This window comes from Spiribacter sp. SSL99, assembly GCF_009805925.1.
Taxonomy (GTDB): Bacteria; Pseudomonadota; Gammaproteobacteria; order Nitrococcales; family Nitrococcaceae; genus Spiribacter; species Spiribacter roseus.
Window position 1 is genome coordinate 12,653 of the sequence record NZ_MAOM01000001.1, and the last position, 17,305, is coordinate 29,957.

Annotated in this window: 18 protein-coding genes; 14 read left to right on the forward strand and 4 right to left on the reverse strand. The window is 66.8% G+C overall.

Annotated features, from left to right (window positions below; genetic code table 11):
* Positions 1–14: 14 nt before the first annotated feature.
* The 8 genes from wrbA to BA899_RS00095 are packed head-to-tail and all read left to right on the forward strand — an operon-like array spanning position 15 to position 8,004.
* Positions 15–617 carry an NAD(P)H:quinone oxidoreductase gene (gene wrbA, locus BA899_RS00060; protein WP_069134379.1) on the forward strand — a complete coding sequence of 201 codons (603 nt, stop codon included), beginning with the start codon at positions 15–17 and terminating at the stop codon, positions 615–617.
* An 11-nt stretch (positions 618–628) separates the two neighbouring features.
* Positions 629–1,582 (forward strand): glutathione S-transferase family protein, encoded by a 954-nt coding sequence (locus BA899_RS00065; protein ID WP_159299347.1) that lies wholly within the window; start codon positions 629–631, stop codon positions 1,580–1,582.
* Positions 1,572–2,174, forward strand: coding sequence for a GTP cyclohydrolase II (ribA, locus tag BA899_RS00070; protein ID WP_159299348.1), 603 nt, complete (start codon positions 1,572–1,574; stop codon positions 2,172–2,174). Before BA899_RS00065 ends, ribA begins: the two co-directional genes overlap by 11 nt.
* Positions 2,171–3,250 (forward strand): efflux RND transporter periplasmic adaptor subunit, encoded by a 1,080-nt coding sequence (locus BA899_RS00075; RefSeq protein ID WP_159299349.1) that lies wholly within the window; start codon positions 2,171–2,173, stop codon positions 3,248–3,250. The genes ribA and BA899_RS00075 overlap by 4 nt, the downstream gene beginning before the upstream one ends.
* A gap of 4 nt (positions 3,251–3,254) precedes the next feature.
* Entirely contained in the window at positions 3,255–6,389 is a 3,135-nt protein-coding gene (locus BA899_RS00080) for an efflux RND transporter permease subunit (RefSeq protein WP_159299350.1), read from the forward strand.
* Positions 6,386–6,988, forward strand: a complete 603-nt coding sequence (locus BA899_RS00085) for a glutathione S-transferase family protein (RefSeq protein WP_159299351.1) — start codon at positions 6,386–6,388, stop codon at positions 6,986–6,988. The genes BA899_RS00080 and BA899_RS00085 overlap by 4 nt, the downstream gene beginning before the upstream one ends.
* 10 nt (positions 6,989–6,998) lie before the next feature.
* Positions 6,999–7,691, forward strand: coding sequence for an AzlC family ABC transporter permease (locus tag BA899_RS00090; RefSeq protein WP_110883405.1), 693 nt, complete (start codon positions 6,999–7,001; stop codon positions 7,689–7,691).
* A complete protein-coding gene (locus BA899_RS00095; protein ID WP_159299352.1) occupies positions 7,684–8,004 on the forward strand; it encodes an AzlD domain-containing protein in 321 nt (106 codons plus the stop codon). Before BA899_RS00090 ends, BA899_RS00095 begins: the two co-directional genes overlap by 8 nt.
* On the opposite strand, the gene BA899_RS00100 is transcribed toward BA899_RS00095, so the two are convergent.
* Positions 8,001–8,168 (reverse strand): hypothetical protein, encoded by a 168-nt coding sequence (locus tag BA899_RS00100; RefSeq protein WP_159299353.1) that lies wholly within the window; start codon positions 8,166–8,168, stop codon positions 8,001–8,003. The two genes, BA899_RS00095 and BA899_RS00100, sit on opposite strands and share 4 nt — an antisense overlap.
* Before the next feature lie 110 nt (positions 8,169–8,278).
* Between BA899_RS00100 and BA899_RS00105 the strand changes: the two genes are divergently transcribed.
* Complete coding sequence (locus tag BA899_RS00105) at positions 8,279–9,238, forward strand: LysR family transcriptional regulator (RefSeq protein ID WP_110883403.1); 960 nt, start codon at positions 8,279–8,281, stop codon at positions 9,236–9,238.
* On the opposite strand, the gene BA899_RS00110 is transcribed toward BA899_RS00105, so the two are convergent.
* Genes BA899_RS00110 through glpK form a run of 3 tightly spaced genes read right to left on the reverse strand, consistent with a single transcriptional unit; the run spans position 9,239 to position 11,731 of the window.
* Complete coding sequence (locus BA899_RS00110; protein WP_235011843.1) at positions 9,239–9,751, reverse strand: TspO/MBR family protein; 513 nt, start codon at positions 9,749–9,751, stop codon at positions 9,239–9,241.
* Entirely contained in the window at positions 9,751–10,194 is a 444-nt protein-coding gene (locus tag BA899_RS00115) for a VOC family protein (protein WP_159299354.1), read from the reverse strand. Before BA899_RS00115 ends, BA899_RS00110 begins: the two co-directional genes overlap by 1 nt.
* 43 nt (positions 10,195–10,237) lie before the next feature.
* A complete protein-coding gene (gene glpK, locus BA899_RS00120) occupies positions 10,238–11,731 on the reverse strand; it encodes a glycerol kinase GlpK (protein WP_148122504.1) in 1,494 nt (497 codons plus the stop codon).
* A 129-nt stretch (positions 11,732–11,860) separates the two neighbouring features.
* On the opposite strand from glpK, the gene BA899_RS00125 reads away from it, so the two are divergent.
* From BA899_RS00125 to BA899_RS00145, 5 genes are read left to right on the forward strand one after another with little or no spacing between them, the layout of a single operon-like run.
* Positions 11,861–12,688 (forward strand): DeoR family transcriptional regulator, encoded by an 828-nt coding sequence (locus tag BA899_RS00125; RefSeq protein ID WP_235011847.1) that lies wholly within the window; start codon positions 11,861–11,863, stop codon positions 12,686–12,688.
* A 47-nt stretch (positions 12,689–12,735) separates the two neighbouring features.
* Positions 12,736–14,265, forward strand: a complete 1,530-nt coding sequence (gene glpD, locus BA899_RS00130; protein WP_148122502.1) for a glycerol-3-phosphate dehydrogenase — start codon at positions 12,736–12,738, stop codon at positions 14,263–14,265.
* Entirely contained in the window at positions 14,265–15,338 is a 1,074-nt protein-coding gene (locus BA899_RS00135) for an ABC transporter ATP-binding protein (protein WP_144346787.1), read from the forward strand. Before glpD ends, BA899_RS00135 begins: the two co-directional genes overlap by 1 nt.
* A 13-nt stretch (positions 15,339–15,351) precedes the next feature.
* Positions 15,352–16,422 (forward strand): ABC transporter ATP-binding protein, encoded by a 1,071-nt coding sequence (locus BA899_RS00140; RefSeq protein ID WP_159299355.1) that lies wholly within the window; start codon positions 15,352–15,354, stop codon positions 16,420–16,422.
* A gap of 11 nt (positions 16,423–16,433) precedes the next feature.
* Complete coding sequence (locus BA899_RS00145; RefSeq protein ID WP_198515210.1) at positions 16,434–17,300, forward strand: carbohydrate ABC transporter permease; 867 nt, start codon at positions 16,434–16,436, stop codon at positions 17,298–17,300.
* The last annotated feature ends 5 nt before the right edge of the window (positions 17,301–17,305 follow it).

The following is a 17,305-nucleotide window of genomic DNA, read 5'->3' on the forward strand; positions in this document are numbered from 1 at the left end:
AGAGGATCAAGGGTATGAGCCGTATTCTGGTGGTTTATTACAGCACCTGGGGGCATGTCGAGACGATGGCCGGTGCCATTGCCGAGGGCGCACGATCGGTGGAGGGCGCCGAGGTGGTCGTCAAGCGGGTGCCCGAGCTCATGCCCGAGGACGTGGCCCGGGCGGCCGGCGCCAAGCTCGATCAGGCCGCGCCGCTGGCAAGCCCGGATGAGCTGGCCGACTACGATGCCATCCTGTTCGGAACCCCGACACGGTTTGGCAACATGGCCGCGCAGATGCGCAACTTCCTCGATCAGACCGGTTCGCTGTGGGCCGGCGGCAAGCTGATCGGCAAGGTGGGCAGCGTTTTCGCCAGCACCGGCAGCCAGCATGGCGGTCAGGAGACCACGCTGACCTCGTTCCACACGACGCTGTTCCACCAGGGCATGGTGGTGGTGGGTGTGCCCTACTCCTGCCCGGCGCTGACCACCATGGACGAGATCACCGGCGGCACGCCCTACGGCGCGACCACGCTTTCCGATGGCGATGGCAGCCGCCAGCCGAGTGACAACGAACTCGAGATCGCCCGTTTTCAGGGGCGCCATGTGGCGGAAATCGCCGGGCGTCTCGCGACTTAGGAGCCAGTGCAATGGGATTGCTCGTAGACGGCGTCTGGCACGACCAGTGGTATGACACCGAATCCACCGGCGGGCGCTTCGAGCGGCCCGAGACGGTGTTCCGCAACCCGATCGATCCGCAGGGCGATCACCCGCCGGAATCGGGCCGCTATCATCTCTATGTGTCGCTGGCCTGCCCGTGGGCGCATCGCGCGCTGATCGTCCGCCGGCTGAAAGGCCTCGAGCCGCATATCGGGGTCTCGGTGGTGCATCCCTACATGGGCAGCGGCGGCTGGCATTTCGATGACAGCTACCCCGGGGCCACCGCCGATGCGCTGTTCGGCCTGGAGTATCTGCATCAGATCTATCAGAAGGCCGATCCGCACTACACCGGCCGGGTCACGGTGCCGGCGCTCTGGGACCGGCAGCGTGAAACGCTGGTCAACAACGAGTCGGCGGATCTGGTGCGTATTTTCAACCACGCCTTCAATGATCTGCCGGGGGTGGCCGACGATCTGGATCTCTACCCCGCCGATCGGGCCGAGACCATCGACGCCCTCAACGCGCAGATCTATCACGCCGTCAACAATGGCGTGTACAAGGCGGGCTTCGCCACCGCCCAGACGGCCTATGAACAGGCCGTGAGCGAGCTTTTTGCCGCCCTCGACGAGCTCGAGGCCCGGCTGGGCGATCAGCGCTACCTGGCCGGCGACGCCATCACCGAGGCCGACTGGCGGCTGTTCACCACGCTGGTGCGCTTTGACCCGGTGTATGTGGGGCACTTCAAGTGCAACCTGCGCCGCATCGACGACTATCCGCACCTCAGTGGCTATCTGCGCGATCTCTACCAGCAGCCGGGCATCGCCGGGACGGTGAGCATTGACCACATCAAGCGGCACTATTACACCAGCCACCCGATGATCAATCCCACCGGCATCATCCCGGCCGGTCCGGTGATCGACCTGGACGCGCCGCATGGCCGTTGAGTCCAGCGCCCGCGAGACCGGTCAGGCCCGCCTGCCGACGCGCTGGGGGACGTTCCGCATCCACGGTTTTCAGGCCGACAACGGCGGCGAGCATGTGGCGCTGGTGATGGGGGATCCGGCCGCGGCTGAGGCGTCGCTGGTGCGCGTGCACTCGGAGTGCCTGACCGGCGATGCCCTGTTCAGCCAGCGCTGTGACTGTGGCCCCCAGCTTGAGGCGGCCATGCAGCGGATCGGCGAGGCCGGCGAGGGCGTGCTGGTGTACCTGCGCCAGGAGGGCCGGGGCATCGGCCTGCTCAACAAGATCCGCGCCTATGGCGTTCAGGATGAGGCCGGCGCGGATACCGTCGAGGCCAACGAGGTGCTGGGCTTTGCCGCCGATGCCCGCGATTATGGCGTGGCCGCCTCCATGCTCGGCGCGCTGGGCGTGACAGCGGTGCGGCTGATGACCAACAACCCGGCCAAGGTCGAGGGCCTTGAGGCCGCCGGCGTGCGGGTGATCGAGCGGCTGCCGCTGCTGGCCGGGCGCAATCCCCACAATCACGCCTATCTCGAGACCAAGGCGGCCAAGTTCGGGCATCACTTCGAGCCATGAACCTTCGGTCGTATCTCCTTGCCCTGGCGGCGGCGCTGGTCGTCGGCACCTGGATGCTGAGCGGCCGGATCGGCGAGCGTGCCGATGCACCGTCCGCTGAGCGTGATGCCGGGGCGGCGGCGCCGGTCATGGACGTGGCGGTCACCGAGCTTGAGGCCGAGCGCGTCGAGCGCTTTCTCGAGAGTCAGGGGGATACCGTGGCTGACCGCGATGTCCAGTTGCGTGCTGAAACCGGTGGCCAGGTGGCGGCGGTGCAGGTCGAAGCCGGTGACACCGTCGCCCCGGGGGATCCCATCGTCGAGCTGGCCATGGGCGATCGCGAAGCCCGCCGTACCGAGGCACAGGCCCGGGTTGACCAGGCCGAGGCGGATTTCGAGGCCGCCCGGCAGCTCTCGGGCGATGGCTTTCAGTCGCAGATCGCCGTCACCGAGGCGCGCGCGGCGCTGGAATCGGCCCGCGCCCGGCGCGCCGCCATCGAAGAGGAAATCGACAACACCCGCATCACGGCACCCATCGCCGGTCAGGTGGAATCGCGTGGTGTGGACACCGGCGACTATCTGGCCGCCGGCGAGCAGGTGGTGCGGATCATCGATGTCGACCCGCTGGTCGCCATCGGCCATGTCGCTCAGCAGTCCATCCGCCAGGTCGAAACCGGGCGCGAGGTGCGCATCGAACTGGCCACCGGCGACACCCTGACCGGCACGGTGCGGCGCATCGGCAACGCCGCCGAGGCGGGCTCGCGCACCTTTCGGGTCGAAGTCGAGGCGGCCAACCCCGACGGTCTGCCGGCGGGCGTCAGCGCCACGCTGCGCATCCCGCTGGAGACGGTGCGCGCGCATTTCCTGAGTCCGGCCTGGCTGGCGCTGGCGGCGTCGGGCGAGGTCGGCGTGAAGACCGTCGACGACGCCGATCAGGTGGCCTTTGCCCCGGTGGATATCGTGCGCACCGAGCGCGACGGCGTCTGGGTGACCGGGCTGCCGGATCGGGTGCGCCTGATCACCGTGGGGCAGGGCTTTGTCCGCCCCGGCGACACCGTGAACCCGGTCGCGGCCGACGCCTCCGCCAACGGCGGCTGAACCGATGCGCGCGCTGATTGATGCCGCGTTAAGCCGCAGCCGTTCGGTCACGCTGGTCCTGCTGCTGATTGTGGTCATGGGGGCCGTGGCCTACCAGACCATCCCCAAGGAGGCGGAGCCCGACGTCAATATCCCGGTGGTCTATGTCTCGATGGCCTACGAGGGGATCTCGCCCGAGGACGCCGAGCGGCTGCTGGTGCGCCCCATGGAGCGCGAGCTCGCGGGCATCGAGGGGCTCGATCAGATCAAGGGGACCGCCACCGAGGGGTTTGCCTCGGTGCTGCTGGAATTCGATGCCGGCTTTGACGCCGACCGGGCCCTGGACGACGTGCGTGAGGGGGTGGATATCGCCCGCTCCGAGCTGCCGCAGGGTGCGGAGGAACCGCGTGTCGACGAGGTCAACGTGGCACTGTTTCCGGTGCTGACCGTGGCGCTGTCCGGGGCGGTCCCCGAGCGCGCGCTGATCGATACCGCCGAGGCCCTGCAGGATCGCATCGAATCGCTGCCCGGGGTGCTCGAGGCCGACATTGGTGGCAATCGCGAAGAGCTGCTCGAGGTGTCGGTGGACGACCGGGTCATGCAGACCTATGACGTCTCCTACGCCGATCTGTTCGCCCGGGTGGAGCGCAATAACCGGCTGATCGCCGCGGGCGCACTGGACACCGGCGCCGGGCGGTTATCCGTGAAGGTCCCCGGCGTCATCCAGGACATGGACGACGTCCTCGGCCTGCCGGTCAAGGTGACCGATGATCGGGTGGTCACCTTCGGTGATGTGGCGAGCGTGCGGCGTACCTTCAAGGACGTCGACGAGTTTGCCCGGGTCAACGGCGAGCCGGCGGTCACGCTGGAGGTCTCCAAGCGGGTCGGCGCCAACATCATCGAGGTCAACAACCGCATCCGCGGGATCGTCGCGGCCGAGCGCGGCAACTGGCCGGCGGCCATGCAGGTGACCTATCTGCAGGATCGCTCCGAGGATATCCGCACCATGCTGCGGGATCTGCAGAACAACGTGCTGACCGCGGTGGTGCTGGTGATGATCGTGGTGGTGGCGGTCATGGGCTGGCGGCCGGCGCTGCTGGTGGGCCTGGCCATCCCGGGCTCGTTTCTGGCCGGCATTCTCGTGATCAATGCCATGGGCTACACGCTGAACATCGTCGTGCTGTTCAGCCTGATCCTGGTGGTGGGCATGCTGGTGGATGCGGCCATCGTGGTGGTGGAGCTTGCCGAACGCCGCCTGGCCGAGGGGGCGTCGCCGCGTGAGGCCTATCGCTACGGCGCCTGGCGCATGAGCTGGCCGATCATCGCCGCCACCATCACGACGCTGTCGGTGTTCGTGCCGCTGCTGTTCTGGGGCGGGCTGGTCGGTCAGTTCATGAAGTACCTGCCCATTACGGTGATCGTGACGCTGACCGCCTCGCTGGCGATGGCGCTGGTGTTCATCCCCGTGCTGGGTGGCTGGCTGGGCCGGCGCGAGGCGCATCCCGGCGGGCATCATCGCCGCATTGAGATCGCCGAGACGGGTGATCTTGACACCCTGGGCGGGGTGGCCGGCGGCTATCATCGGCTGCTGCGCGGGGCACTGCGCATGCCGGGCACGGTGCTGCTGGTGATTCTGGCGGTGGTGGTCTCGACGTGGATCGCCTATGGCCGCTTCGGCGTCGGCGTGGAGTTCTTCCCCGCCACCGAGCCCGACTATGCCCGCGTGCAGGTCCAGGCCCGGGGGGATCTGTCGATCCATGAAAAGGACGCGCTGGTGCAGACGGTGGAGGCGCGTCTGGCCGGGTTCGACGAGGTCGACTTCGCCTATGCCCGCACCTTCGCCGATCCCACCCGCACCGGCGGGCAGTCGCTGGCCCGCGATGCCATCGGCGTGGTGCAACTGGAATTCATCGACTGGACCCGGCGCCGACCGGCGACGGCGATCATTGAGGACATCCGCGCCGCGCTTGCCGATATCCCCGGCATCCGCATCCAGATCGCCGAGCAGACCCAGGGACCGGGTCAGGCGAAACCGGTGGAGCTGCAGGTCTCGGGCGATAAGGATCGGCTCGCGGCCGGGGTCGAGGCGCTGCGCGAGCGCATGCACCGGTTGGGGGGCTTTGCCGATGTCGAAGACAACCGCCCGCTGCCGGGCATCGAGTGGGCCCTGCGCGTGGACCGCGAACGGGCGGCCCGATACGACGCCGATGTCCAGCGCGTGGGCAATGCCGTGCAGTTGGTGACCAACGGGATACTGATCGCCGACTATCGCCCGGACGACGCCGATGACGAGGTGGACATCCGCGTGCGCTACCCGCTTGAGGATCGCAGCCTCGGCAGTCTGGGCGAGCTGCGGGTGCCGACGCGCCACGGCCAGGTCCCGGTGAGCCATTTCGTCGACTTTGAGCCCACCCCCCGGACCGGCACGCTGGAGCGGATCGACCGCCAGCGCGTGCTGACCGTCAATGCCGATGTCGAGGCGGGCCGGCTGGTGGATGACCGGGTCGCGGCGCTGCGCGCATCGATTGCCGAGGATCCGCTGCCGGCCGGCGTCAGCGTGGCGTTCAAGGGCGAGGACGAGGACCAGCGCGAGGCGCAGTCGTTCCTGTCGACGGCCTTTGTGGTGGCGATCGCGCTGATGTGCATCATCCTGCTCACGCAGTTCAATAGTCTCTATCAGACGCTGCTGGTGCTCTCGGCCATCGTGCTGTCCAGCGCCGGGGTGCTGCTGGGGCTGATGGTCACCCAGCGGCCGTTCGGCATTGTCATGGGCGGGGTGGGCGCAATCGCCCTGGCCGGCATTGTGGTGAACAACAACATCGTGCTCATCGACACCTACAATGGCCTGCGGGCCGACGGCCTGCCGGTGCGCGAGGCCATTCAGCGGACCGCCGTGCAGCGTCTGCGCCCGGTGCTGCTCACCTCGGTGACCACGGTGCTGGCGCTGATGCCCATGGTGCTCAAGCTCAACGTCGATCTGCTGGGCCGCCGCATCGAGTTCAACGCGCCGTCCACCCAGTGGTGGGCGGAGCTCTCGGCCACCATTGCCGGTGGCCTCACGTTTGCCACGGTGCTTACTCTGGTGCTGACGCCGTGTCTGCTGATGCTCGGGCATAATGTGCATCAGGCCGTATCCAACCGGGGGGTAGGCAGCCCATGAAACTGTTCACATCACCGACCTCACCGTACGCCCGCCTGGTGCGGGTGACGCTGCTGGAAAAGCAGCTCCAGGATCGGGTGGACTATCGCTTCGTCGATCCCTGGGCGTCGCCGGCGGAGCTGGTCGCGGTCAACACCCACTCGCGCGTCCCCACGCTGGTCATGCCCAGTGGTCAGGTGCTGTGCGAGGCGGCGGTGATCGCGCTGTTCCTCGAGCGCCGCTACCCCGAGCCGCGCCTGATGCCGCGCGATGCCGTGGAGTCGGTGCATGCGCGGCTGGGTCAGGCGATTGGCTGCATCGACAATGGGGCCGGCGTGATCACGGAGCGCCGTCATGGCGATCCCCACACTCCGCTGGCGCGGCGGCGCTTTGACGCCCTGGAGCGCGCCGCCAACGCATTGGCGGTGGGTATCGAGGGGCAGGCGCCGGCGGAGGATCCCGATCTTGGGGATCTGGCGACGGCGGTGGCCCTGGCCTGGGTGGATTTTCGCTTTGGCGGCGAGATCCCCTGGCGGGCGGCACAGCCGGCGGCCGGCGAGTGGCTCGCGCGCATGCTGGAGCGGCCCTCGTTCACGGCAACGCCGCCGCCGGCGGCCTGAGGGCGCCGGGATGGCATCCGCCCGTCAGCAGGCGTTCAGTGATGGCCTGAAGGCCGTCGCGCCCATGGTCGCCGCGATCGTTCCGTTCGGGGTGACCGCGGGGGTGGCGGGTCTGGATGCCGGGCTGGGCGCGGCGCTGACCCTGGGGATGTCGCTGATCGTGTTCGCCGGCGCCTCGCAGCTCGCGAGCATTCAGTTGATCGACGCCGGTGCCGCGGCGCCGCTGGTGGTGCTGACCGCGCTCATCATCAATCTGCGCATGCTGATGTACAGCGCCCATCTGGCGCCGCATTTCCGGCATGTGGGGGCGGGCAGTCGATCGCTGATGGCCTATATCCTCACCGATCAGGCCTATGCGCTGACCATCTCCCGGGTCATGACCCGCGGCGGCGAGCGCTTCAATCACTGGTTCTATTTTGGGGTGGCGCTGCCGCTGTGGGGGGTCTGGCAGCTTGCCACGGCCTTTGGCTACTGGGCGGGGACGGCGATGCCGCCGGCCTGGGAGCTGGGCTTCATCGTGCCGCTGATCTTTCTGGCGCTGCTGGTGATGTCGATCAGCAGCCGCCCCGGCGTCATCGCCGCGCTGGTGGCCGGCTCCCTGTCGGTGCTGGGGCGTGATCTGCCCGCGGGGCTGGGGCTGACGCTGGCTTCGCTCGCCGGGATCGTCGCCGGCGTCGTGGCCGAGGGGTGGCGTCGTGGTTGATCCGCTGTGGTGGATGGTGGCGGCGATCGGCGTCGGCACGTTCATCTGGCGCGGCGCCTTTCTGGTGTTCGGTCACGGGCTGCAGATGCCCGATCTGGTGCGTCGCGGCCTCAGCTATGTGCCGCCGGCGGTGTTCGCCGCGCTGGTCCTGCCGGGGCTGGTGCAGTGGCAGGGGGACGGCAGTGTCGACGCACCACGGCTGCTGGCCGGGTTGGTGGCCGGGGGAGTGGCCTGGAAAACCCAGGCCACCCTGCCGACCCTGATCCTGGGCATGATCGCCCTGTGGAGCCTGCGCGCGCTACTCCCCGCCTAGCGGGCCCGGGGCAGTCCGTAGCGGCGGGCCTGGCGCTCGGCGAGCTGCTCGCGCAGGCCTGCGACCATCGACTGGCAGGCGCCGCTGCGATAGGCGCTGTGAATGATCTCGGCCTGGCGAAGGGCCGCTGCGGGGTCGACCTCTCGATTGCTGCGAATGTGCATGGTTGATCTCCTGGGCTATGGTGACGTTGTATTGGATTGTATGCTGTTCCTCGTAAGAGGTAATAATCCGAAACAGCATTTCATTAGTGACGGACAGGAATAGGTAAGCGATGGATCGGGCGGCGGAAATGCACATGTTCGTGCGGGCGGTGGACCGGGGCAGCTTTTCGTCGGCGGCCCGCGATCTCGACCTCACGCCGTCGGCGGTCAGCAAGCAGATCCGGCGTCTCGAGGACCGGCTGGGCGTGCGGCTTTTCAACCGCACCACCCGGCGGGTCAGCCTGACCGAGGTGGGGCATGCCTATTACGAGCGCTGCGCGCGGATCATCCAGGAGATCGAGGAGGCCGAAGAGGCGGTCACGGCGCTGAACGAGAACCCTCGGGGGACGTTGAGGGTGGCGGCCACGGTGGCCTTCGGCCGGGTCGAGGTGCTGCCCCGCATCCAGGACTTTCTCGAGCGCTATCCCGAGCTCAACATCGAGTTCGAGCTGACCGACCGCCAGGTGGACCTGATCGAGGAAGGCATCGATGTGGCCATCCAGTGGCGCGAGCAGATGGATGACCCGTCACTGATCGCCCGCCGGCTGTGCGTCAATCGTCGGATCATCTGCGCATCGCCGCACTACATCGAGCAGCACGGGGCGCCGGCGACGCCGGAGGAGTTGCTCTCACACAACTGCCTGACGCTCTACGAGGTCTCGCAGTTCAACGACTGGGCCTTTGAGGATCCGGTGCAGGGGTATCGGACCCTGCATGTCGGCGGGAACTTCCGCGCCAACACCGCCGACGCCCTGTACGAGGCGGCGCTGGCCGGGGTGGGTCTGGCGCGGCTGTCCACCTGGCTGGTGATGCCCGCCATCCGGCGCGGCGACCTGGTGCCGGTGCTGCCGCAGTATCCCCACGAGCGCTCGGCGTATTTTCTGCTCTATCCCCACCGCCGGCATCTGTCGCGCAAGGTCCGGGCGTTCGTCGACTTCCTCGTCGAGGTGTTCACGCCGGTCCCGCCGTGGGAACGCGAGGGCATTGAGTTTACCGAGGCGGAATGGCGCGAGCGCATCGAGCGCGGCTGATCAGGCCGGCGGCGCGGGCCCGTTCAGCAGGATGACGCCGATGTTGAGATACCCGGCGTAGGTCACCCACACCAGATAGGGCGCCAGCAGCCACGCCGCCGGCGGGTGCACCCGGCGAAAGCGCAGCATGGTCAGCGCGATGAGCGCCCAGAGCACCACCAGGTCCACGAGTGCCAGATCCGGGCGATGCCACTGAAAGAACAGGATGCTCCACAGGCCGTTGGCGCCCAGTTGGGCGATGAACGGGATGAGCACGGCAAGGCCCGCCAGCAGCCCGATCCGTCGCCAGACCTGCCAGGCCGCGGCGATCATCAGCCCATAGAGCAGCGTCCAGGCGATCGGGAAGAGCAGGTCCGGCGGGGTCATCGGCGGCTTGTCGAGCGCCGCGTACCAGGCCCCGGGCGGGCTGAGGATGCCGCCCATCGCGGTCACCACCACCAGCAGTGTCCAGCCGGCCAGGCCCCACCGGTCGCGGCGCCGGTCATCCATGGGCCGTGCGCCGGCCGCCGGCATTACCAGCTCCCCATGTTGGCCATGGAGGCCCAGGGTTCCTGCGCGGGCAGCGCGTCGCCACTCTGCAGCAGCTCCACCGAGATGCCGTCGGGGGATTTGACGAACGCCATGTGCCCGTCGCGCGGCGGCCGGTTGATGGTCACGCCATTGTCCATGAGGTGTTGGCAGGTGGCGTAGATGTCGTCGACGCGATAGGCCAGATGACCGAAATTACGGCCGCCGGTGTAGGTCTCCGGGTCCCAGTTGTAGGTCAGCTCGAGCATCGGCGCCCGATCGCTGGAGCGGGCCCGGTCACGGTCGGCCGGCGCGGCCAGGAAGATCAGGGTGAAACGCCCCTTTTCGCTGTCCTGACGGCTGATCTCCTCGAGGCCGAGCAGGTCGCAGTAAAACCGCAGCGACGCATCGATGTCACTGATTCGGACCATTGTGTGCAGATACTGCATCCATCCTCCGGCAACGGCATTGAATACCGCCATAGTAGCGTTTTCAGCGCCCGGTCGTCAGGGTCCGACGGACCGCGTCGTGCCAGCCCTCAACGATGTGTTCCCGGGCCTGGTGGGAAATGGCCGGCTTGAACCGATCATCCAGCGACCACTGCGACTCGAGGCTCTCCAGCGACTGGTACAGGCCGTGCTGCAGCCCGGCCAGATAGGCGGCCCCCAGCGCGGTGGTCTCGATCACCTTCGGGCGCTCGACATCCAGCCCGGTCAGGTCCGCGAGCCGCTGCAGCAGCCAGTTGTTGGCCACCATGCCACCGTCGACACGCAGGGTGGCCTGCTTGGTCTGCGAGTCATCCGCCATGGCCTCGAGCAGGTCGCCGGTCTGCAGGCAGACCGAGTCCAGTGCCGCGTGGACGAACTCGGCGACACCGGTATTGCGGGTCAGGCCAAAGATCGCGCCCCGGGCGTTGGGATCCCACCACGGCGCGCCCAGACCGGTGAAGGCCGGCACCATGTACAGGCCCTCGGCCTCGGCATCATTGGCCAGGCCCTCGCTCTGCGAGGCGTGAGCGATGATGCCCAGCTCGTCGCGCAACCACTGGATGGCGGCCCCGGCGATGAAGATCGCGCCTTCGAGGGCATAGGTGGGTTGGCCGTTGATGCGATAGGCCGTGGTAGTCAGCATGCGGTTCTGCGACGGCACGGCGGTATCGCCGGTGTTCATCAGTGCAAAGCAGCCGGTGCCGTAGGTGCTCTTGATCATCCCCGGCCGGAAGCAGCACTGGCCGACCACCGCGGCGTGCTGGTCACCGGCGATGCCCTCGACGGGCAGGGCGCTGCCGAACAGCTCGGGGTCGGTGGTGCCGAAGTCATCGGCGCTGTCGAGCACCTCGGGGAGGATCGCGGCGGGAATGTCGAACAGGCTGAGCAGCTCGTCGTCCCAGGCCTGACGGTGGATGTTGAACAGCAGTGTGCGACTGGCGTTGGTGGCATCGGTGGCATGGCTGCGGCCGCCGGTCAGCCGCCAGAGCAGCCAGGTGTCGACGGTGCCGAAGGCCAGCTCGCCCTTCCGCGCCCGTTCCCGCGCGCCGCGCACATTATCGAGGATCCAGGCGATCTTGGTGGCGGCGAAGTACGGATCGAGCAGCAGCCCGGTGCGCTCGGCGACCATCGCCTCGTGGCCGGCGGCCTTCAGTGCGGCGCAGCGCTCGGCGGTGCGGCGGTCCTGCCAGACAATGGCATTGTGCACCGGCTCGCCGGTGCGCCGGTCCCAGACGATGGTGGTCTCGCGCTGGTTGGTGATGCCGATGGTGCAGGCATGGACGCCGGCGGCCTTGGCCGCCTTGAGGGCCCGGCGGCTGGTATCGAGGGTGGTGTCGATCAGATCCTGGGGCTCGTGCTCCACCCAGCCGCTGTGCGGGTAGTGCTGGGAGAATTCCTCCTGGGCGGTCGCCACGATGTGGCCTTCGAGATCGAAAACGATGGCCCGTGAGCTGGTTGTCCCCTGATCAATGGCCAGTATGCCGTTATTATCGGCCATGCCGCTCTCCTCGATATGATTGCGCCTTTCTGATTAGGCGGTATGATCGAGTGCAGAAGAAAAATGTCAAGTTTGGTGCTCGAAACCGAACGGAGGAGGCGCGCGTTGATCGCGGCGGAGGATCTACCCATCGGGCTCAATGGCCGGCAACAGGCCATGCTCGATCTCGTCCAAGAGCAGGGGTTCGTCTCGGTGGAGGCGCTGGCGCAGCATTTTGCGGTGACGGCGCAGACCATCCGGCGCGACATCAACGCCCTGTGCGGGGCCGGCCTGCTGCGCCGCTACCACGGTGGGGCCGGGCTGCCCTCGAGCGTCGAGAATGTCCACTACCAGGCGCGTCGCATCCTGCTGCCCGAGGCCAAGGCGCGTATCGGCGCCGCCATTGCCGCGCGCATCCCGGACAAGGCGTCGGTGTTCATCACCCTGGGCACCACCACCGAGGCCGTGGCCCTGGCGCTCCGCCAGCATCACGGCCTGCGGGTCATCACCAACAACCTCAATGTGGCGAGCGCCATGGCTGACAGCCCCGACTGCGAGGTGATCGTGGCCGGCGGCGTGGTCCGCCAGCGCGACCGCGGCATCACCGGCGAGGCAACCATCGATTTCGTCAATCAGTTCAAGGTCGACTATGCGGTGCTGGGCATCTCCGGCATCGAGGCCGACGGCACGCTGCTGGATTTCGACTATCACGAGGTGCGCGTCATCCAGGCGATCCTGCGCAACGCGCGCTCGACCCTGCTGGGCGCGGATCACAGCAAGTTCGGCCGCAACGCGATGGTGCGGGTGGCAAGCCTGGGCGAGATTGATGAACTGTACACTGATGCCGAACCGCCGGCGTACGTGCGCCGGGTCATGAAAGAGAATGGCGGCCGTCTGGTGGTGACTGACGCATCCGCGGGCGCTGACGGCTCGCTTGACTCCGACCGGCGCAGTGGTATGTTTGAAACCGAACATTAAAAGGCGGCAGTATAGTCGCCCACATCGGAAACGGAGGAGAGGCACCTGTGGCTTCTGAAGGTCAGCAGACCGACCGCTACGACGTCGTCGTCGTCGGCGGCGGCATCAACGGGGCAGGCATAGCGCGCGACGCGGCAGGCCGCGGGCTGCGGGTACTGCTTGTCGAGCAGGGCGATCTCGCCAACTACACCTCGTCCGCCAGTACGAAGCTTGTGCACGGCGGGCTCCGCTATCTTGAATATTACGAATTCCGGCTGGTGCAGAAGGCGCTGAAAGAGCGCGAAGTGCTGATGGGCATCGCCCCGCACATCATCTGGCCGCTGCGCTTCGTGATGCCGCACGTCAAGGAGCTGCGCCCGGCCTGGATGATCCGCATGGGCCTGTTCCTCTACGACCACCTCGGTGGCCGTAAGAAGCTGCCCGGTTCGAAAGGGCTCAATCTGCGCACCCACTACGCCGGCGAGCCGCTCAAGGATGGCGTCACCAAGGGCTTCATGTATTCCGACTGCTGGGTGCAGGATTCGCGCCTGGTGGTGCTCAACTGCATGGATGTCGAGCAGCGCGGCGGGACCGTGCTGCCGCGCACCCGCTGCACCGGCGCCGAACGTGGCGATGATGAGTGGAGTGTGCAGCTCACCGACACCGTGAACGGCGATGTTCGGAATGTTCGTTCACGTTCGGTTGTGAACGCCGCGGGGCCCTGGGTGGCCAAGTTCCTTGGCAACGCCATGGACATGAACGACGGCAAGGACGTGCATCTGGTCAAGGGCAGCCACATCGTCGTGCCCAAGATCTTCGAGCATGACGACTCTTACCTGTTCCAGAACACCGATGGCCGGGTCATCTTCGCCATCCCCTACGAGCAGGATTTCACCCTCATCGGCACCACCGACGTCGCCTACGAGGGCAACCCGGCCGAGGCCACTGCCAGCGACGACGAAATCCAGTATCTCTGCGACGCGGTCAACCGCTATTTCAAGGATCAGATCGCGCCCAAGGATGTGGTCTGGACCTACTCCGGCGTGCGGGCGCTGTATGACGAGTCGGACGAGGAAGACGTCTCGGCGGTCAGCCGCGACTACAGCCTTGATCTGGATGACAGACGCGCCCCGCTGCTGTCGGTCTTTGGCGGTAAGATCACCACCTACCGCACACTGGCGCGCCAGGCGGTGGATCAGGTGGCGCCGCTGCTGGGCGCGCCGATCACAGACTGGACCGGCGACGAGGCGCTGCCCGGTGGCGACATTCCGGACGGCGATTTCGAGCGCTACCTCGAGCGGCTGCGGCGCGAGCGCCCGTGGCTGCCCGAGGCGATGGCCTGGCGGCTGGTGCGCAACTACGGCACACAGGTCGAGACCATGCTGGGGGAGGCCCGGTCGCTGGATGATCTGGGCGAGCATTTCGGGTCCGACTGCTACGAGGCCGAGCTGCGCTACCTGGCCGAGCACGAATGGGCGATGACCGCCGAGGACGCCATCTGGCGGCGCAGCAAGCTGGGCCTGATGCTGGATGCCGATCAGCGCGAGCGGGTCAACGCCTGGTTTACGGGGCACGAGAAAAAGAGGGCAACTGCGTAATGAGTCTCGTCCTGGAGGGGGTTAATCGCACCGTTGGCGGTGAGGCGCATCTAAGGGATGTGAACCTCACCTTCCAGCGGGGCGAGTTCAATGTGCTGCTGGGCCTGACCGAGGCCGGCAAGACGACAATGATGCGGATCATGGCGGGGCTGGATCATCCCAATACCGGCCGGGTCCTCGAAGATGGCCACGAGGTCACCAAGGTCCCGGTGCGCAAGCGCTCGGTGGGGATGGTCTACCAGCAGTTCATCAATTACCCGTCACTGTCGGTCTACGACAACATCGCCTCGCCGCTCAAGCTGGCCGGCCTTTCCGCCGCCGAGATCGACCGGCGTGTACGCACCGAGGCTGAGCGCCTGGGCATTGACCACCTCATCGACCGCCTGCCCTCGGAGCTCTCCGGTGGCCAGCAGCAGCGCTGCGCCATGGCCCGCGCGCTGGTGCGCGATGCCAAACTGGTGCTGCTCGACGAGCCGCTGGTGAACCTCGACTACAAGCTGCGTGAGGGCCTGCGTTCGGAACTGCGCAATCTGTTCGCCGACCGTGACACCGTGGTGGTCTACGCGACCACGGAGCCCGAAGAGGCCCTGGTGCTGGGGGGCAAGACCACCGTGCTGCACGAAGGGCGCGTGATCCAGCATGGCGTGACCGCCGAGTGCTATCGCCATCCGGCGAGCACCACCGTCACCCAGGTGTTCGCCGACCCGCCGATGAACCTGATGCCCATCCAGGTCGACGACGGCCGGGTCAAGGTGGAGGGGCTGTTCGATCAGCCGCTGCCCGGGCAGATGAAGGACCTGGTGCCGGGGCGCTACACCATGGGCGTGCGTCCGCATCATCTGTACGCGACGCCGAATGACGACCGCATCACCATGCAGGGCGAGGTCGAAGTGGCGGAAGTGGCCGGGTCGGTCACTTATGTCCATCTCGCGGTCAACGGCCATGACTGGGTGGTCGAGGAGCGCGGCGTTCATGTGGTCCACCCCGGTGAGCGCTTCGATGTGCATGCCGACCTGAACCGGGCCTACGTATTCGACAGCGCGGACCAGCTCGTGGCCGCGCCGCAGCAGTAACGCGGGTAGATCAATGTCACGAATAGAACTCAATAATCTCGCCCACCAGTACGCGCCGGGCGGTGACTATGCCCTGCAGCCGATGCAGCATGTCTGGGAAGACGGGGGCGCCTACGCGCTGCTGGGGCCGTCGGGCTGCGGCAAGACGACGCTGCTCAACATCATCTCGGGGCTGGTCCAGCCGTCCGAGGGCAAGGTCATGTTCGGCGACCGCGATGTGACCAACCTGTCGCCGGAGCGTCGCAACATCGGCCAGGTTTTCCAGTTCCCGGTCATCTACGACACGATGACGGTGTTCGACAATCTGGCGTTTCCGTTGCGTAACCGGTCCATGGACGAGCACTACATCAACCAGCGGGTGACGCACATCGCCACCATGCTGGGCCTTGAGGACGTGCTCAAGCGCCGGGCCAACAACCTGACCGCCGATGCCAAGCAGAAGATCTCGCTGGGACGAGGGCTGGTGCGCGAAGACGTGGCGGCGGTGCTCTTTGACGAGCCGCTGACGGTGATCGACCCGCATCTGAAGTGGCAGCTGCGGCGCAAGCTCCGCGAAGTCCACGAGCAGCTCAATCTCACCCTCGTCTACGTGACCCATGACCAGACCGAGGCGCTGACGTTCGCTGACAAGGTCGTGGTGATGCTCGCCGGTCAGGTGCTCCAAGTGGGCACGCCGCAGGCACTCTTCGAGCGGCCGGAGCACACCTTTGTCGGGTATTTCATCGGCAGCCCGGGCATGAACTTCATGGCCTGCTCGGTGGAGAGTAGCGAGGCCGTGGTCGGGGACGAGCGGATCGCCGTTGACCCGGCAATGGCCGAGGCCGCCCGTCTGGCCGGCGGCAATCTGCAGCTCGGCATCCGCCCCGAGCTGATCCGTCCGGCCGAGGGCGACGAGACCGGGCACCTGATCAAGGTCGACAAGGTCGAGGACCTGGGCGACTACATGCTCGTCACCGGGCATCTGGGTGAGCACGAGGTCCACGTCCGGCTGGATGAATCCGAAAAGATCGACAGCGACGGTCTGCGGGTGGTGTTCCCCGTCGACAACGCGCTGCTGTATGCCGACGACAAGCTAGTCGGTTAAGGGGAGGAAAAGTGGAAAAGCGCGAATACCAATGGGCGTGGCTGATGGTCCTGCCAGTGGTGCTGGTGGTGGCGTTCAGCGCCATCATGCCGCTGATGACCGTGGTCAACTACTCGCTGCAGGACATCTTCGGGCCCAATTCCCGGTTCTTTGTCGGCACCGCCTGGTTTACCGAAGTGCTGCGCGACCCGGCGCTGCATGGGGCACTCATCCGGCAGCTGCTGTTCTCGGCGGCCGTGCTGCTCATCCAGATTCCGCTGGGCGTGGGCCTTGCGCTGTGTCTGCCCAAAAAGGGGCCATGGGTGTCGGTGTCGCTGGTGCTGCTGGCGCTGCCACTGCTGGTGCCGTGGAACGTGGTGGGCACGATCTGGCAGGTGTTCTCCCGCCCGGACGTGGGCTTTGCCGGCGTCATCCTCAACAGCATCGGCTTTGACTACAACTACACGGGCGACTCGCTGGACGCCTGGCTGACCGTCCTGGTCATGGACGTCTGGCACTGGACTTCGCTGGTCATCCTGCTGTGCTATGCCGGCCTGCAGGCGATTCCCGATGCGTTCTATCAGGCGGCCCGCATTGATGGCGCATCGCGCTGGGCGGTGTTCCGGTTCATCGAGCTGCCTAAGCTGAAGGGCGTGCTGCTGATCGCGATCCTGCTGCGCTTCATCTTCAGCTTCCGGATCTATGCCGAGCCGTTCGTGCTCACCGGCGGCGGTCCGGGCAACGCGACCACCTTCCTCAGTCAGAGCCTGACGACCATGGCCGTCGGCCAGTTTGATCTGGGACCGGCAGCGGCGTTTTCGCTGGTCTACTTCCTGATCATCCTGCTGTTCAGCTATGTGTTCTATCTGACCATTCTCAACATGGACCGGGAGGGCTAGGCCGT

What these genes read in the sequence shown, in the direction of transcription:
- BA899_RS00110 (WP_235011843.1), bottom strand. Translation starts at nt 9,751, where the DNA reads ATGCCGGCGGCCGGCGCACGGCCCATGGATGACCGGCGCCGCGACCGG.
- BA899_RS00105 (WP_110883403.1), top strand. Translation starts at nt 8,279, where the DNA reads ATGGATCGGGCGGCGGAAATGCACATGTTCGTGCGGGCGGTGGACCGG.
- BA899_RS00080 (WP_159299350.1), top strand. Translation starts at nt 3,255, where the DNA reads ATGCGCGCGCTGATTGATGCCGCGTTAAGCCGCAGCCGTTCGGTCACG.
- BA899_RS00075 (WP_159299349.1), top strand. Translation starts at nt 2,171, where the DNA reads ATGAACCTTCGGTCGTATCTCCTTGCCCTGGCGGCGGCGCTGGTCGTC.
- BA899_RS00090 (WP_110883405.1), top strand. Translation starts at nt 6,999, where the DNA reads ATGGCATCCGCCCGTCAGCAGGCGTTCAGTGATGGCCTGAAGGCCGTC.
- glpK (WP_148122504.1), bottom strand. Translation starts at nt 11,731, where the DNA reads ATGGCCGATAATAACGGCATACTGGCCATTGATCAGGGGACAACCAGC.
- BA899_RS00115 (WP_159299354.1), bottom strand. Translation starts at nt 10,194, where the DNA reads ATGCAGTATCTGCACACAATGGTCCGAATCAGTGACATCGATGCGTCG.
- wrbA (WP_069134379.1), top strand. Translation starts at nt 15, where the DNA reads ATGAGCCGTATTCTGGTGGTTTATTACAGCACCTGGGGGCATGTCGAG.
- BA899_RS00135 (WP_144346787.1), top strand. Translation starts at nt 14,265, where the DNA reads ATGAGTCTCGTCCTGGAGGGGGTTAATCGCACCGTTGGCGGTGAGGCG.
- BA899_RS00140 (WP_159299355.1), top strand. Translation starts at nt 15,352, where the DNA reads ATGTCACGAATAGAACTCAATAATCTCGCCCACCAGTACGCGCCGGGC.
- BA899_RS00085 (WP_159299351.1), top strand. Translation starts at nt 6,386, where the DNA reads ATGAAACTGTTCACATCACCGACCTCACCGTACGCCCGCCTGGTGCGG.
- BA899_RS00065 (WP_159299347.1), top strand. Translation starts at nt 629, where the DNA reads ATGGGATTGCTCGTAGACGGCGTCTGGCACGACCAGTGGTATGACACC.
- ribA (WP_159299348.1), top strand. Translation starts at nt 1,572, where the DNA reads ATGGCCGTTGAGTCCAGCGCCCGCGAGACCGGTCAGGCCCGCCTGCCG.
- BA899_RS00100 (WP_159299353.1), bottom strand. Translation starts at nt 8,168, where the DNA reads ATGCACATTCGCAGCAATCGAGAGGTCGACCCCGCAGCGGCCCTTCGC.